Raw genomic sequence first — 15,084 nt, forward strand, 5'->3', positions numbered from 1 at the left:
CGGTCAATTATCGTCCGGACGTGAGCCGCTCGGCGAGCTCGCGTATGTCGCCGACGACGATGTTCGGCTGCGGCACGCCGTCCACCGGCAGCGGTGCGTTGCCGCGCCGCGTGATCAGAGCCCCACCGAAGCCGACACTCTGCGCACCGATGGTGTCCCAGACGTGGGCGGCCACCATCATGCAGTCGGCCGGGGCCACGCCGATCGTGTCGCACGCGTACCGGTACACGGCGGGTGAGGGCTTGAACACGCTGCGCGCATCGACGCTCAGCTGGCGTTCGAAATAGCCCGCCAGCCCGGAACTTTGCAGTGCCGTCGGGCCATCCGGATTGGGTGGCGAATTGGTCAGCGTGACTAGACGAAAACCGTTGTCGCGCAGCGCGGCGAGCCCCTCGGCGGCATCGGGATGCGCCGGCATGCTCAGCAGTGCGGTCTTCAGGCGATCCACGTCGTCGTCGGTGACGTCCACTCGATGGATGTCGCCCAGCATCCGCAGCGCCCCCTGGGCGAGCACCGGAAACGTCACGTAGTTGTCGGCCAGCGTGAGGGCCATCGAGTACATGATCAACTGCGCGAACCAGTCGCGCAGCACGCCTTCATCGCCGAACAGCTCACCGAAAAGCGGTGCGATCGACTCGATATCGAGCAGCGTCTCGTTGACGTCGAAGATCAGGACGGACGGTTTCGGCATGCTAGGACTCGGCTTTCCTGGGGGAGGGAACGTCAGGCCGCAGATAGCCCGCCAGACATAGACAGATCAGCACCATTCCGGCTATCGGCCACCGCAGCGCGAGGGCGGCCGCCGCGGCGAAGACGCCGATGGTGAGAAACGATCTCATCCGCAACAGTCGGCGCATCCGCTCGGTGAGGTCTTCGTGCGCGGGCCGATCGACCACTTCTTGACACAGCGCCAGATAGGTGACGTTAACCAGCACGAACACCGACGCGTACAGCGTCACGGGAGCGGCGGCCAACCGGCTGTCGGCGATCCACTCCGTCGTGATCGGAATCAACGACACCGAGAACAGATGCGCAAAGTTCGACCACACCAGTCGCGGTGTCGCAACCTCGGCGTAGCCGAACAAGTGATGATGGTTCACCCACACGATCGCGATGAACACATAACTGACCACGTAACTCAGGCCGGTGGGCCACTCCGGCAGCAAGGCGCTGAACGTGTAGGCCTTCGGCGGTTTGAGCTCCAGGACCAGGATCGTGATGAGTACGGCGAACACGCCATCGGAGAATGCTCCCACCCGATCGGGACTGGTTTTCCGCGTGGTCACTGCGCCTCCTCAGGCGTGGTGGTTTCGTTCCTGCAGCACCCAGGTATTTCCGTCGGGATCACGAAAGTCCGCGAAACTGGCGTAATCCGCTCGATCCGGATCGATGCCCGGAACAAAAGCGCCGCGCCACCCGCCCTCGGTGTCCTGGTGGCGGATCTGGCTGACATTGACTCCGCGGCCGGTCAATTCGGCGCGGCATTCCTCGATATCGCTCACCACCAGGTACAGGTTTCGCATCGATCCGGGTGCCGCATCGGTCAGGCCCACTCCGAATTGAATTGAGGTGCCGGAGCCCTCGGGTGTCAGCTGGATGACTCGAAACCCGGGCGCGGGCGCGTAATCGACGTCGAGGGCGAAGCCGATGTGGTCGCGATAGAACCGCAGCGATCGATCGGGGTCGACGACCGGCAGGATGACGACTTCGAGGGACGCCCTCATGACGCACTCCCGGTCGCCGCGTTCTTCCCCAAGATCTCATCCGTGTCGAGCCCGCGGTCCACCCCGTGCGGGATCACGGTTTGCCCGGGTTCGAGCTGGAGTTGCTTGCCGTCGAGGTAGACGTCGATTTTGTCCGGTTCGAAGGAAACCAGGTTGCGGACCCGCACCACCTCGGTCCAAGCATCGACGTAGGACCACGCCGCGCGCTGGCGCTCGCCGATGTCGTAGTAGGAGCAGATCCCCTTGTAGGGGCAAAACGTCTGGATATCAACGAGTTTGAGTGCGGACTCATCGGTGTCTTCGCGCGGCACGTACCATCTCGGCGCAAACCCCGATTCGTACAGCGCCAGCGGGCGGTGGCTGTCCGCGATCACCCGGTCGCCGTCGCGCACGACGAGATGGCGTGCCGTCGAACGGATGTCGATGCGATGGTACGCGTCCGCGGCATGCCCGACGATCCGTTCCTCTTCTTCGTAGAAGGCATCCATCGCACGCCAGGCAAACGCCACCCGGCCGTCGAGGATTCTCGCGTGCGACCCGAGTGCGACGTGTTGCCAGGCGGCGTGATTGACCTCTCGGTCGGCGACTTTGACGCTGAACCACTGTGTCTCGCCGAGGTCGCGGTGTTGGGTGATCCGATCCTCGGCGACCAGAATTCCGGCCTCGATCTCGTCGCGCGAAAAGTAGGCGACGGGGTAGCGGCCCGGCTCATGCAACAGGACCACGTCTTCGCTGTCGACTATCCACGTGTCCGCGAACCGGACTTTCATCCGTCGCCGTAGCGGCTCGGCGAAGAGCAGCCGTTCGGGCAGCGGCTGCTCTGTCAGGAAATGTCCCACCGATCCGGTCGCAAGCGGACCCTGCTGCCATGCCAGCCCCATCGTCGTGTCCCTTCATCGTGAAACCCGCGGTCGCGTCACTGCATGACGACGACCATCTTTCCGTCGGCTTCGCCCGCCTCCATCACCCGGTGCGCTTCGCGGATCTGGTCGAAAGAAAAGATGCGCGAAGGCTCTGCGTCCAGATCGCCGTCGGCGACCTGGCGGGCGATGTCTTGCAGCGGTACGTCCGAGAGCGGGAAGCCGGGAGTCCCAAAGACGAAGCTGCCGAAGAAGTTCCAATTCACGCCGCTGGCCATGCGCAGCAGCGGGTTGAAGTCGCCGATCGGATCGAGTCCCCCCAGCCATCCGGCCAGGCATGCCGTGCCGCCGCGACGCAGCATGTCGAGGGAGTCGAGGATGGTGCTGTTGCCCACGAGATCCAGCACCGCGTCAATCCGTTTGCTTTCGGCGATGTGAGCGGCGAGGTCGCGCCGCTCCACTTCCACGCGCGAAGCGCCCAGCTCCTGCAGCATCGGGATGCGGTGGCTGCTTCGCGCGGTGGCGATGACCCGCGCGCCGGCGGCCACGGCCATCTTGAGTGCGGCCTGGCCGAAGGATGAGGTCGCACCGCGCAACACCAGGGTCTGCCCGGATTTCAGGTTGAGGTTGCGGAACAGGCATGTCCAGGCGACGGCGTAGGTCTCGGGCAGCGCGGCCAATTGCGACCAGGGCAGCTCGGACTCGATGAGGGCGACGTTCGCCGCGCGCACGCGTGTGTATTCGGCATAGCTGCCGTTGATGCTCCGTCCGAGGCCGCCCATGAGCGCGGCCACCTTGGCGCCGACGGGGAACTCGCCTGAAGGACAGGAGTCCACGATGCCGACACATTCGATGCCACTGACCTCCGCGGCCTCGGCCCATTCCCCCCGACGCATGTGGAGTTCGGCGTGATTGATGCCGAAACCCTTTACCGCGATCACGACCTCGCCGTCCTTGGGGAGCGGCTTGGGGATGTCGGTGTAGACCAGGCTGTCCAGACCGCCGAACTTTTCCAGGATGATCGCGCGCATTGTTTCCCCGCCGGGTTGCTCGCGCACTACCGCCGGTGCGGTGGGCAGCCGGGGCGAATCGGTGGCAGCCACTTACCGCCCCTCCCGCAGTTGGAGCAATGCTCGGTCGGTCGACACCGAATGGGCCAACTGACCCAATATTATGTGCGTACCCGCTCACTATGTCCAGGGGCGGCGAAGGAGCGCACATAGCCGACGGCGGCATTGACGGCGGCCCGCAGCGGCTGCGGATCGCCGGTGACGTGGGTGAGCATCGCGCCGCCCTGGTGGGCGGCGACCAAGGAGACGGCCAGATGCCGCGCATCGGCCTCCGGGCGCAGGTCGCCGCGCTCCCGCATCGACTCCAGGCCGGTCCGGAACAGGTCGATCCATTGGTCGTATCCGGCCGCCAGGTCGTCGTGTATTTCGCGGTCGGCCTCGATCAGCTCACCGGCCAAAGACCCGTAGACGCAACCGCCGACGCGGTACACGGCGTCGATGTCGGCCACGCAGGCATCGGCCCACGCCTGCAGGGCATCCAGGCTGTCGAGACCGGCAAACTCCGGCCGGGTGTGGAAGGCCCGAACGTCATTGCGGCGCACATCGACGACGTGGCGGGTGAGGTCGCGCTTGTCGCCGAAGTAGTGGGAGATCTGGGACCCGCCCACCGCGGCGGCCCGCCGTACCTGGTCGATGCTGGTGTTGGCGACGCCCCGCTCGAACATCAGCCGGGCGGCGGCCTCGGTGATGCGTGCGCGCGTCGCCAGCCCCTTGCGGGTGAAGCGCGATGGGTTGCGTTCGGTCACTTCACCGCCCCCGCTGCCAATCGGTCAGCCGGCCCGTCGGGCCGGGGGACGCCCGCGGAATCGGCGCGGCGGACGGGCCGCTCGTTCGGCGGTGTCGGTGGCGAACAGGCGCAGGTAGTTCACCGCGAAGCGAATCGCGTCGGCGTGCGGCCACTCCTGTTGATAGGTGAAGGTCAGCACGCCACCTCCCTGGTGCGCGGTGACGATCACCAGCGCCAGCTGGTGGGGATCGGCGTCGCGAACCAGCAGCCCGTCCTCTTTCATCCGCGCAATTGCCTGTTCCAAGAGGTCAATCCACTGTTGGTAACCGGCGGCCAGCGCGTCGCGCGTGGCGTCGTCTGACTTCGCCAACTGGGCGGTGAGCGCGTGGTAGGTGGGGGTGCCGACGTAACCGATGCGCCGCAGGTAGCGCATGTTGAGGTCGATCCACCGCTCGAAGTCGTCAAAGGAACCCAGGCCGTGAAGTGCGGGCTGGCGGTGAAAGTCCAGGACCACGCCGATCTGACGCCTGATCACCGCGCGAATGAGCGCCGCCTTGTCGGCGAAATAATGGGCGAGCTGTGAGCCGCTGACCGAAGCCGCCCGGCGCACGCTGTCCATGTTGGACGCGGACAAACCGTCGGTGACGATCAGCTGGGCGGCGGCCTGCACGATCCGGTCGCGGGTGGCGCGCCCCTTGGCGGTCAACCGTTGTTCGTCGTGAATATCGGGATGGGCCATCGCGCCAGGCTAACCCGGGAGCGCCCCCATTTATGGGATCTCCAGCCCAGACATCGGGTCAGGGCTGGCCTTGCCCGGCGAGAAAGTTCCGGATCAGCCGGGCGACGTCGTCGCACGCGGACTCGAGCAGAAAGTGTCCGCCGTCGAGCAGATGGATCTCGGCTTCGGGCAGGTCGCCTGCGAACGCCTCGGCACCGGCGGGGCCGAAGATCTCGTCGCCGCGGCCCCAGACCGCCAGCAGCGGCACCCGGCTGGCCCGGAAATAGTCGTGCAAGCGCGGATAGAGGGGCGCATTGGTGGCGTAGTCGCGAAAAAGCTTGAGCTGCACCAAATCATTGCCCGGACGGGAGATCAGCGCGTAGTCGTGCTGCCACGATTCGGGATCGATCAGGGTCTCGTCGGCCACGCCGGTCACATACTGCCAGCGGGTGGCATCCAGGGTGAGGAACTGGCGCACCGCCGCCTCGGTGTCGGCAGTCTGCTCCTGTTGGTATTTGCGCACGACCTGCCAGAAGCTTTCGACGAATCCCGCGTCGTACCCGTTGCCGTTCTGGCTGACGATCGCGGTGGTCGCTGCCGGGTCGCGCAGCGCGAGTCGCCAGCCGATCGGCGCGCCGTAGTCCTGGACGTACATGGCGTACCGGTCGACGCCCAGGGTCCGCAGCAGGTCCGCGGTGAGCTCGGTCAAAGCGTCGAAGGTGTAGTCGAACTCGCCCACCGGTGGGGCGTCGGACAGCCCGAAGCCCAGGTGATCCGGCGCGATGACGTGGTAAGCGTCGGCCAGGGCCGGGATCAGGTGGCGGAACATGTACGAGCTGGTGGGGAAGCCGTGCAGGAGGAGCACCGTGGGAGCGGTCGGGTCTCCCGCCTCGCGGTAGAAGAGCCGATGGCCGTCGACGGTGGCGTAGCGATGGTGAACGGCGGGCATGACGTTTCTCCTGACTCAACGCGTTTCACCGTCGTGCGCCGCGGCGGCGCTCGATGAAATCCACGACACCCAGTTCCGGGGTTCTGGGTTGTATGACCCATTATGCACCACCGCCGCGCCGCGCAACAGCCGGTGCGGCCGACGTATTGCACGTGCCGGCCGGGCTGCCATATTCTGGGCGAACCATCCCAGTTGGGCTCGGTACGAATGCGACCCGGTTCGAGGTGACACTGGTGGGCAAGCTTGTTTCGGTGAACGTGGGCATGCCCAAGAACGTTCAATGGCGGGACAAAACGGTCTATACGGGGATCTGGAAGGTCCCGATCGAGGGGCCGGTCATGGTGCGCCGCCTCAACGTCGACGGCGACGGTCAAGGCGACCTCGCCGGTCATGGGGGCGAGCAACGCGCGGTCATGGTGTACCAGCGCGAGTCCTACGACTTCTGGAAGAGCTACCTGGGGCGCGACGATCTGCGAGCCGGGCACTTCGGTGAAAACTTCACCGTCACCGGGCTCGGCGACGACGACGTCTGCATCGGCGACCGCTATCGCATCGGAGACGCCGAGTTCGAGGTGACCCAGCCGCGCGTCACCTGTTTCCGGGTCGGCCTTCGCCTCGACGAGCCCGACATGCCCAATCTGCTCGTCTCGCAACACCGTCCGGGCTTTTACTTCCGCGTGATCACCGAGGGCCACGTGCGGGCCGGCGACGACATCGTGCGGACCCGCCGGGGCCGTCACGAACTCAGCGTCGCCGACGTGGACGCGCTGCTCTATCTACCCGACCGCGATGTCGAAACGCTGCGCAAAGCCGTCGACATCCCGGCGCTGAGCCCGGGCTGGCAGCAGTCGTTTCACGAGCTGCTGGCGGCGCACGACGGCGCGGCACCCGCGGTGGCGCCGCCCATCGGCGTCGAGCCGGGGTGGAAGGGGTTCCGTCGCCTGCGGGTCACCGAAACATGCTGGGAGAGTCCGGAAGTACTCTCGATCCGGCTGGAAGCCGACGACCGGGCTCCGCTGCCACCGGCGCTGCCCGGCCAGTACCTGACGGTCAAGCTCACCGACGCCGGCGATCCCGCGCCGCTGCGCAGTTATTCGTTGTCGGATGACTCCTCCGCCGGCCATTACCGCATCAGTGTCAAGCGCGAGGACCACGGCGTGGTGAGCCGGTGGCTGCACACCCATATCCAGCCGGGTTCGGTGATCGCGGCGGCCGCTCCGCGCGGCGATTTCTATCTGGCCGAAGACAGCCGACCGGTCGTCCTGTTCTCCGCCGGAATCGGCGCGACGCCGGTCCTGGCGATGCTGCATGCCCTGTCCGCGGCCGCCGGTCCGCGCGACATCTGGTGGTTACACACCACTCGCAGCCGCGAAACCCACGTGTTCGCAGCCGAAGTCGACGCGCTGATCAAATCGCTACCGCGCGCCCGGCAGCGGGTCTTTTACACCGAAACGCAGGGCCGGCTGCGCGCAGAGACCATCGCGAAGCTGGGCCTGCCGACCGACGCCGCCGTTTACCTCTGCGGCCCAACCCAATTCATGGCAGATATGCGAGATGCCCTGGTGGACACCGGATTCGACGCGTCCCGGATTCACAGCGAGCTGTTCGGCGCGCTGCCCGCGATCAACCCGGGAGTTGTCGAGACCGGCGAGCGCACACCGCCCCACCCGCCGCCCGGGGCGCCGGGGCGCGGGCCGGCGATCACCTTCACGCGCAGCGGATTAACCGTCAACTGGTCACCGGCATACCGCAGCATCCTCGACCTCGCCGAGGCCTGCGACGTGCCAACCCGCTTCTCCTGCCGGAGCGGCGTGTGCCACCTGTGCGTCACCGGCGTGGTCGCCGGCACGACCACCTACGTGCAGCAGCCGTTGGAGCCGCCTGGTGAGGGCTCGGTGCTCATCTGCTCTGCGGCACCGGAAACCGACGTGGTGCTCGATCTCTAGCGGAACCCTTACGCGGCAATCGCTCGCTGTCCCCCGGTCGCGTGCAAAACGGCCCCGTTGACGTAGCTGGCCTCGGGGGAGCTGAGGAAGACCACCGCGCTCGCGATCTCATCGGCGGCGGCCGGTCTGCCCAGCGCGGTCGCACTCGCCCCGAGTCCTTCGACCATGCCGGGAATGGTGGCGGCGCCTGGGGTGTGTGTCGGCCCAGCGGCCACTGCGTTGACCCGCACACCGGCTTGGCCGAACTCGTCGGCCCACACTCGTGTCAGCTGTTCCAAACCGGCCTTGGTCGCCCCGTAAATACCCGCGGCTCGCGCCGGGATGGAGGCCGCAACGGTGCTCAGGTTCACCACGGCGCCATGTCCGCGAGCGGCCATGGCGGGCACCAATTGCTGCACCAGGATGTACGGCGCGCGCAGATTGACGTTCACGTGTTCGTCGAAGGTCGCATCGTCGGTGTCCGCGGTGAGGCCGAATTCGTAGATGCCGGCGTTGTTGATCAGGATGTCCACGGGCCCCGCCTCGGTGGCCAGTCGCCGCACGTCGTGCGCATCGTTGAGATCGGCGGCGACGAAACGCGCCTTACCACCGGCGTTTTCGATATCGCTGACGGTCTTGGCGCCGCGTTCGGCGTCGCGGCCCTGCACCACCACCTCGGCGCCGCGTTCCGCAAGCTGCAGTGCGATTTGCCTGCCGATGCCCGATGTCGCGCCGGTCACCAAAGCGGTCGAGCCGGCCAAGGATGTTGCCATCGAAATCCTGCCTCCAGGAGAGAAGTTCAGTTGCTTTCCCGGTAAGCAGCGATCGTTCGGCGTTTATTCCTAGGGGTTCAGCGGGACGGACGCCTCGGCGGTGTAGCACAGGAAGGTCAGCGTCTCCTGCAGATACAGCTGGACCGTGTCCGCGTCATGGCTGGTGTATCCGATCGACACGTCGGTGCCGAGCTGCAGGTCGAAGTCGCCGCCGCGGGTGGTCAGCACGAAGGCACCGTCGATGGCCGGCGCCCAGATGATGTCTCCGGGAACGAGTCGATCGATGTGTTCGAGGATCGGATATCCGTGTTCGGTGGTCTCGCTGACCCGCGTGTAGACGTCGGCGGACAACAGCACCGAGTACGGGCCGTCGACACCGGCCAGGCGGAGCTCGGAGATCGCCTGGGTGATGACGTCGGGAATCTCGCGGGGATCGGCCGGCAGGGTCAGCGACTTGTTCGAGCTGGCCGAGCGGATCCCCTCGATCGACGCCGCGGCGTAGCCCTCGAAGATGGCGCGGTCTTCCACGAACGCCAGCTTCTTGGCCGCCTCCTTGACCGGGTCCCAGTCGGAGTCGTTGGCGCCGCGCTCGACGTTGTCGATCTCGTAACGCGACAGGGTAAACGGAACACGCAGCCGGACAAGGGGTTTGCTTTCCCGCAGGTGGGCCTCCACGCCGTCGGTGGGCGACGCCACGTTGGCGAGTCGACCGGTGCTGACGGCGGCGGTGACCGGCCCGCCCGGCTCGCTGACGTCGACGACGCGGCGCCCGGCAATGTGGCGCTTGAAGGTGCGGGTCGCCTCCGTCTCGATTTCCGCCCAGGCGGCGTCGGTGACCGGTGCCAGGTCGCGGTAGAGGTTGTTCATCAAGAGGTTCCTTTCAGGCTGCCGATCGAAAGTGAGCCGTTCTGTGCCACAGGCGTTTCCGCCACCGGCGCTGTGGGCAACGGCGGTGGGTCGTCGAGGAAGTCGAGGGTGGGGGAGAAGAACAGTCCACCGGTGACCGCGGTGGAGAAGTCGAGGATCCGGTCGGTGTTACCCGCCGGATCGCCGAGAAACATGTTGCGCAGCATCTGCTCGGTGACTTGCGGTGTCCGCGAATAGCCGATGAAGTACGTGCCGTATTCGCCCTTGCCGAGCTCGCCGAACGGCATGTTGTGCCGCACGATTTTCAGCTCCGTGCCCTCGTCGTCGGTGATCACGTTGAGCGCGATGTGGGCGTTGGCCGGCTTGACGTCGTCATCGAGTTCGATGTCGTCCAGTTTGGTCCGGCCGATCACCCGCTCCTGCTCGGTGACCGAGATCGAATTCCACGCCGCCATGTCGTGCACGTACTTCTGCACGTGCACGTAGCACGAGCCGGCGAAGTCGGGGTCCTCGTCGCCGATCGCGGTGGCACTGACCGCCAGCGCGCCGTCCGGGTTCTCGGTGCCGTCGACGAATCCGAGCAAGTCGCGATTGTCGAAGTAGCGGAAGCCATGCACCTCGTCGACCACGGTGACCGCGCCCGCCATCGATTTGAGGATCCGGTCGGCCAGTTCGAAGCAGACGTCCAAGCTCTCGGCCCTGATGTGGAACAACAGGTCTCCGGGGGTGGCGGGGGCATGGTGCCGCGGCCCGTTCAGCTCGGTGAACCGATGCAGCTCGGCGGGCCGCGGTCCGGAGAACAAGCGGTCCCACGCGTCGGAGCCGATCGAGGCGATCGCCGACAACCGCTTCTGGGGTTCGCGGAAACCGATCCCGCGCACCAGTCCGGGAATGTCGGGCAGCGCGTCGTGCACCGTCGCCTCCCCGCCGTCGTCGATGGTCACCACCAAAAAGATCGCCGCGGGCGTCAACGGCGCGAGGATGGGTTGCGGCTGGACGGGGGGCACGTGGATGACCCTAACGTGAACCGCACAATGGCGGACAGCCATGATGTTCAACATGTCCGGCGGACCTCGGAACCAGGCGACGTCCTCGGCGAGCGCGCAAGGACTCGGCGATTTCATCGACGCCTCCCCGTCGCCCTTTCACGTTTGTGCCACGGTGGCCGCCCGGTTGACCGCTGCCGGATACACCGAACTGGACGAGGCCAAACGGTGGCCATCCGAGCCGGGACGCTACTTCACGGTGCGGGCCGGCTCGCTGGTCGCGTGGGATTCCAATGCCGCCGACGGCCCCTTCCGGATAGTCGGCGCACACACCGACAGCCCGAATCTGCGGGTCAAACAGCATCCCGACCGGGTGGTCGCCGGGTGGCGCGTGCTCGCCTTGGAGCCCTACGGCGGCGCGTGGCTCAACTCGTGGCTGGACCGCGACCTGGGCATCAGTGGGCGGTTGTCGGTGCATGACGGCGGTGGGATCGAGCACCGGCTGGTCCGGATCGACGAGCCGATCCTGCGGGTGCCGCAGCTGGCCATTCACCTGGCCGAGGACCGCAAATCGCTGACACTGGACCCGCAGCGACACGTCAACGCGGTGTGGGGCGTCGGTGAGACGGCCCGGCCATTCGTCGATTACGTCGCAGACCGCGCCGGGGTGGCGGCAACCGACGTGCTGGCCGCCGACCTGATGACCCACGACCTGACGCCCTCTACGGTGATCGGCGCCAACGCGGACCTGCTGAGCGCACCCCGGCTGGACAACCAGGCCAGTTGTTATGCGGGGCTCGAGGCGCTGCTGGCCGTGGCAGAGCCCACGGCCGCGCTGCCGGTGTTGGTGCTCTTCGATCACGAGGAGGTCGGGTCGTCGTCGGACCACGGTGCGCAATCCGACCTGCTCGGTACCGTCCTGGAGCGCATCGTGCTCACCGCCGGCGGTACCCGAGAGGACTACCTACGCCGTCTGCCCGACTCGCTGCTGGCCTCGGCTGACATGGCGCACGCCACCCACCCCAACTATCCGGAGCGGCACGAACCCGGCCACCCGATAGAGGTCAACGCGGGGCCGGTGCTCAAGGTGCACCCGAACCTGCGTTATGCCACCGATGGCCGCACCGCCGCGGCGTTCGCGCTGGCCTGCCGGCAGGCCGGAGTGGAGCTGCAGCGCTACGAACACCGGGCCGACCTGCCGTGCGGGTCGACGATCGGACCGTTGACCTCCGCGCGCACGGGCATCCCCACCGTCGACGTCGGCGCCGCGCAGCTGGCGATGCACTCGGCGCGCGAGTTGATGGGCGCGCAGGACGTCGCCGCTTACTCGGCCGCGATGCAGGCGTTCCTTTTCCCCGACTAGCGGCCTAAGGTCTGCCGGTATGCCGCTCAACGTGGAGATGCTGACCTTCGACTGCGCCGACCCGGCGAAGCTGGCCGGCTGGTGGGCCGACCAGTTCGGCGGGACGACGCACGAGGTGCTCGCCGACGAATTCACCGCGGTGACCTTCGGCGACGGGCTGCGGCTCGGATTCCAGAAGGTGCCCGACCCGACGCCCGGTAAGAACCGCGTGCACCTCGACTTGAGCGCGTCCGACGTCGACGCGGAGGTGTCTCGGCTGACGGCGGCCGGAGCGACCGAGGTCGGCCGGCACCAGTTCGGCGACAGCTTCCGCTGGGTGGTGCTGGCCGACCCCGAGGGCAACGTGTTCTGCGTGGTGCGTCAGTAGCCGTAGCTCAGCGCCGACCCGCGAATGCCGGCTCGTAGCGGATGACGTTCTCCACCATGATCCCGTCGCGGGTGCGGACCCGGTCGATGCCCCGGATCTCGAACGGTCCGTCCGGGCCGGTGCCGCGACCGACATAGTGCAAGAACACCAGTTCCTCCCCGGCGGCCGCGCCGGGCACGGGCGTTCTACCCCGCCGACACCGAAAGCGCAGACCTGCTTCGCGGCGGATAGGTCCCACGTGACGAGAGGGTCGGCCATCTCGGCGCCTGCACGCCGCCCAGCCCTAGACTGTCTGGCGTGACTGTCTCCGGGACGAGTGCGCCCACCCAGGCCATCGACACCGTCGAGCATGCCGCCACCACTCCCGACGAGCCGCAACCCTTCGCCGAGCTGGGCCTCAAAGACGACGAGTACCAGCGCATCCGCGAGATCCTGGGCCGCCGCCCCACCGACACCGAGCTGGCGATGTACTCGGTGATGTGGAGCGAGCACTGCTCCTACAAGTCGTCCAAGGTGCACCTGCGCTACTTCGGCGAGACCACCACCGACGAGATGCGCACCGGCATGCTGGCCGGCATCGGCGAGAACGCCGGCGTCGTCGACATCGGCGACGGCTGGGCGGTCACCTTCAAGGTCGAATCGCACAACCACCCGTCCTACGTCGAGCCCTACCAGGGTGCGGCCACCGGCGTCGGCGGGATCGTCCGCGACATCATGGCGATGGGCGCGCGACCGGTCGCGGTGATGGACCAGCTTCGGTTCGGCGCGGCCGACGCGCCGGACACCCGCCGCGTGCTCGACGGCGTGGTCCGCGGCATCGGCGGGTATGGCAACTCATTGGGCCTGCCCAACATCGGCGGCGAAACCGTCTTCGACGCGTGCTACGCGGGCAACCCGTTGGTCAACGCCATGTGCGTCGGCGTCTTGCGCCAAGAGGATCTGCATCTGGCCTTCGCCTCGGGTACGGGCAACAAGATCATCCTGTTCGGCGCGCGGACGGGGCTCGACGGCATCGGCGGGGTGTCGGTGCTGGCGTCGGACACCTTCGACGCCGAGAACTCGCGCAAGAAGCTGCCCTCGGTTCAGGTGGGCGACCCGTTCATGGAGAAGGTGCTCATCGAGTGCTGCCTCGAGCTGTACGCCAGTCATCTGGTGGTCGGCATCCAGGACCTGGGTGGCGCCGGATTATCCTGCGCCACTTCGGAATTGGCCTCGGCGGGCGACGGTGGGATGACGATCCAGCTCGAGACCGTGCCGCTGCGCACCACCGGCATGACGCCCGCGGAGATCCTGTGCAGCGAGTCCCAGGAGCGGATGTGCGCGGTGGTCACCCCGGACAACGTCGACGCCTTCCTGGCGGTCTGCCGCAAGTGGGACGTGCTGGCCACCGTGATCGGCGAGGTCACCGACGGCGACCGGTTGCGGATCACCTGGCACGGCCAGACCGTCGTCGACGTCCCGCCGCGCACCGTCGCCCACGAAGGTCCGGTCTACCAGCGGCCGGTGGCCCGCCCCGACACGCAGGACGCCCTGAATGCGGACAGCTCGGCCGGGCTGCCCCGACCGGTCACCGGTGACGAGTTGCGTGCCACTTTGCTTGCGCTGCTGGGTAGTCCGCATCTGTGCAGCCGCGCCTTCATCACCGAGCAGTACGACCGATACGTGCGTGGCAATACCGTGCTGGCCGAGCACGCCGACGGCGGCGTGCTGCGCGTCGACGAATCCACCGGCCGCGGCATCGCCTTGTCGACCGACGCGTCCGGCCGCTACACCAAGCTGGACCCCTATGCCGGGGCCCAGCTCGCCCTCGCCGAGGCCTACCGCAACGTGGCGGTCACCGGGGCGGCGCCCGTCGCGGTGACGAACTGCCTGAATTTCGGTTCGCCCGAGGACCCCGGTGTGATGTGGCAGTTCTCGCAGGCCGTCAAGGGCCTGGCCGATGGCTGTGTGGCACTGGGGATTCCGGTCACCGGCGGCAACGTCAGCTTCTACAACCAAACGGGCTCGGCGGCGATCCTGCCCACACCGGTGGTGGGGGTGCTCGGCGTCATCGACGACGTCGGCCGGCGCATTCCCACCGGCCTGGGCACCGAGCCCGGGGAAACCCTGATGCTGCTCGGCGATACCCGCGACGAGTTCGACGGCTCGATCTGGGCGCAGGTGACCGCCGACCATCTGGGCGGGCTGCCGCCCGAGGTGGACCTGGCCCGCGAGAAGCTGCTGGGCGAGGTGCTGCGTTCGGCATCGCGCGACGGGCTGGTGTCCGCGGCGCACGACCTGTCCGAAGGCGGCCTCGCTCAGGCCGTCGTCGAAGCGGCCCTGGCCGGTGAAACCGGTTGCCGCATCGTACTTCCCGAGGGAGCCGATCCGTTCGTGACGTTGTTCTCCGAGTCGGCCGGCCGCGTGCTGGTGGCCGTGCCGCGCACCGAGGAGAGCCGATTCCGGTCGATGTGCGAGGCGCGGGGACTGCCGGCGGTGCGCATCGGCGTCGTCGACCAGGCCTCCGACTCGGTGGAGGTCCAGGGCCTGTTCACGATTTCGTTGGCCGAACTGCGGGAGACCTCCGAGGCGGTGCTGCCGCGGCTCTTCGGATGAGTGCCCGCAGCGAGTTCTGATGTCCGACAGGAGCTTCCGTCGGACCGCCGCGCTGTCCTTGGCCGCCGCCCTGGTCGGCTGGAGTTTCGTCAGCCCCAGGTTGCCCGCGAGCTGGCGGACGGCGCTGCAGGCCGTGGTGGGCGGGGCGCTGGTGTTGGTC

At 67.3% G+C, this 15,084-nt stretch carries 16 protein-coding genes and 1 pseudogene; 5 read left to right on the plus strand and 12 right to left on the minus strand.

What is annotated here, in order from left to right:
* Positions 1-7: 7 nt before the first annotated feature.
* From DQP57_RS15895 to DQP57_RS15925, 8 genes are all read right to left on the minus strand, one after another.
* Complete coding sequence (locus tag DQP57_RS15895) at positions 8-691, minus strand: haloacid dehalogenase type II (RefSeq protein ID WP_112633865.1); 684 nt, start codon at positions 689-691, stop codon at positions 8-10.
* 1 nt (position 692) lies between these two features.
* Entirely contained in the window at positions 693-1,256 is a 564-nt protein-coding gene (locus tag DQP57_RS15900) for a TMEM175 family protein (RefSeq protein ID WP_112633878.1), read from the minus strand.
* A gap of 39 nt (positions 1,257-1,295) precedes the next feature.
* Positions 1,296-1,724, minus strand: coding sequence for a VOC family protein (locus tag DQP57_RS15905; protein ID WP_112633866.1), 429 nt, complete (start codon positions 1,722-1,724; stop codon positions 1,296-1,298).
* Positions 1,721-2,605 carry a DUF427 domain-containing protein gene (locus tag DQP57_RS15910; RefSeq protein ID WP_112633867.1) on the minus strand — a complete coding sequence of 295 codons (885 nt, stop codon included), beginning with the start codon at positions 2,603-2,605 and terminating at the stop codon, positions 1,721-1,723. Before DQP57_RS15910 ends, DQP57_RS15905 begins: the two co-directional genes overlap by 4 nt.
* A 35-nt stretch (positions 2,606-2,640) precedes the next feature.
* Positions 2,641-3,687 (minus strand): zinc-binding alcohol dehydrogenase family protein, encoded by a 1,047-nt coding sequence (locus tag DQP57_RS15915; RefSeq protein ID WP_112633868.1) that lies wholly within the window; start codon positions 3,685-3,687, stop codon positions 2,641-2,643.
* 68 nt (positions 3,688-3,755) lie between these two features.
* Entirely contained in the window at positions 3,756-4,400 is a 645-nt protein-coding gene (locus DQP57_RS27190) for a TetR/AcrR family transcriptional regulator (protein ID WP_240631775.1), read from the minus strand.
* 24 nt (positions 4,401-4,424) lie between these two features.
* A complete protein-coding gene (locus DQP57_RS27195) occupies positions 4,425-5,120 on the minus strand; it encodes a TetR/AcrR family transcriptional regulator (RefSeq protein WP_240631776.1) in 696 nt (231 codons plus the stop codon).
* 58 nt (positions 5,121-5,178) lie between these two features.
* Complete coding sequence (locus DQP57_RS15925) at positions 5,179-6,048, minus strand: alpha/beta fold hydrolase (RefSeq protein ID WP_112633869.1); 870 nt, start codon at positions 6,046-6,048, stop codon at positions 5,179-5,181.
* 233 nt (positions 6,049-6,281) lie between these two features.
* Between DQP57_RS15925 and DQP57_RS15930 the strand changes: the two genes are divergently transcribed.
* Complete coding sequence (locus DQP57_RS15930; protein WP_112633879.1) at positions 6,282-7,994, plus strand: MOSC and FAD-binding oxidoreductase domain-containing protein; 1,713 nt, start codon at positions 6,282-6,284, stop codon at positions 7,992-7,994.
* Positions 7,995-8,002: 8 nt separating this feature from the next.
* Here DQP57_RS15930 and DQP57_RS15935 read toward each other — a convergent pair whose 3' ends face one another.
* From DQP57_RS15935 to DQP57_RS15945, 3 genes are all read right to left on the minus strand, one after another.
* Positions 8,003-8,746 (minus strand): SDR family NAD(P)-dependent oxidoreductase, encoded by a 744-nt coding sequence (locus tag DQP57_RS15935; protein ID WP_112633870.1) that lies wholly within the window; start codon positions 8,744-8,746, stop codon positions 8,003-8,005.
* A 69-nt stretch (positions 8,747-8,815) separates the two neighbouring features.
* Complete coding sequence (locus DQP57_RS15940) at positions 8,816-9,613, minus strand: family 1 encapsulin nanocompartment shell protein (RefSeq protein ID WP_112633871.1); 798 nt, start codon at positions 9,611-9,613, stop codon at positions 8,816-8,818.
* A complete protein-coding gene (locus tag DQP57_RS15945; RefSeq protein WP_165821823.1) occupies positions 9,613-10,626 on the minus strand; it encodes a Dyp-type peroxidase in 1,014 nt (337 codons plus the stop codon). The genes DQP57_RS15940 and DQP57_RS15945 overlap by 1 nt, the downstream gene beginning before the upstream one ends.
* Positions 10,627-10,663: 37 nt before the next feature.
* Here DQP57_RS15945 and DQP57_RS15950 point away from each other — a divergent pair, with 37 nt between their 5' ends.
* Positions 10,664-11,962, plus strand: coding sequence for a M18 family aminopeptidase (locus DQP57_RS15950; protein WP_112633880.1), 1,299 nt, complete (start codon positions 10,664-10,666; stop codon positions 11,960-11,962).
* Positions 11,963-11,981: 19 nt separating this feature from the next.
* Entirely contained in the window at positions 11,982-12,329 is a 348-nt protein-coding gene (locus tag DQP57_RS15955; RefSeq protein WP_112633873.1) for a VOC family protein, read from the plus strand.
* A gap of 7 nt (positions 12,330-12,336) precedes the next feature.
* Here DQP57_RS15955 and DQP57_RS15960 read toward each other — a convergent pair whose 3' ends face one another.
* Positions 12,337-12,507: a hypothetical protein gene (locus DQP57_RS15960; RefSeq protein ID WP_240631777.1), complete on the minus strand. Its 171-nt coding sequence runs from the start codon at positions 12,505-12,507 to the stop codon at positions 12,337-12,339.
* A gap of 119 nt (positions 12,508-12,626) precedes the next feature.
* Between DQP57_RS15960 and purL the strand changes: the two genes are divergently transcribed.
* Both purL and DQP57_RS15970 read left to right on the plus strand, forming a co-directional pair.
* Entirely contained in the window at positions 12,627-14,924 is a 2,298-nt protein-coding gene (purL, locus tag DQP57_RS15965) for a phosphoribosylformylglycinamidine synthase subunit PurL (protein WP_112633874.1), read from the plus strand.
* A 19-nt stretch (positions 14,925-14,943) separates the two neighbouring features.
* Positions 14,944-15,084, plus strand: a pseudogene (locus DQP57_RS15970) (CPBP family intramembrane glutamate endopeptidase); the annotation flags it as partial.

Origin of the sequence: Mycobacterium colombiense, assembly GCF_003284935.1 — a bacterium.
Classification (GTDB): Bacteria; Actinomycetota; Actinomycetes; order Mycobacteriales; family Mycobacteriaceae; genus Mycobacterium; species Mycobacterium arosiense_A.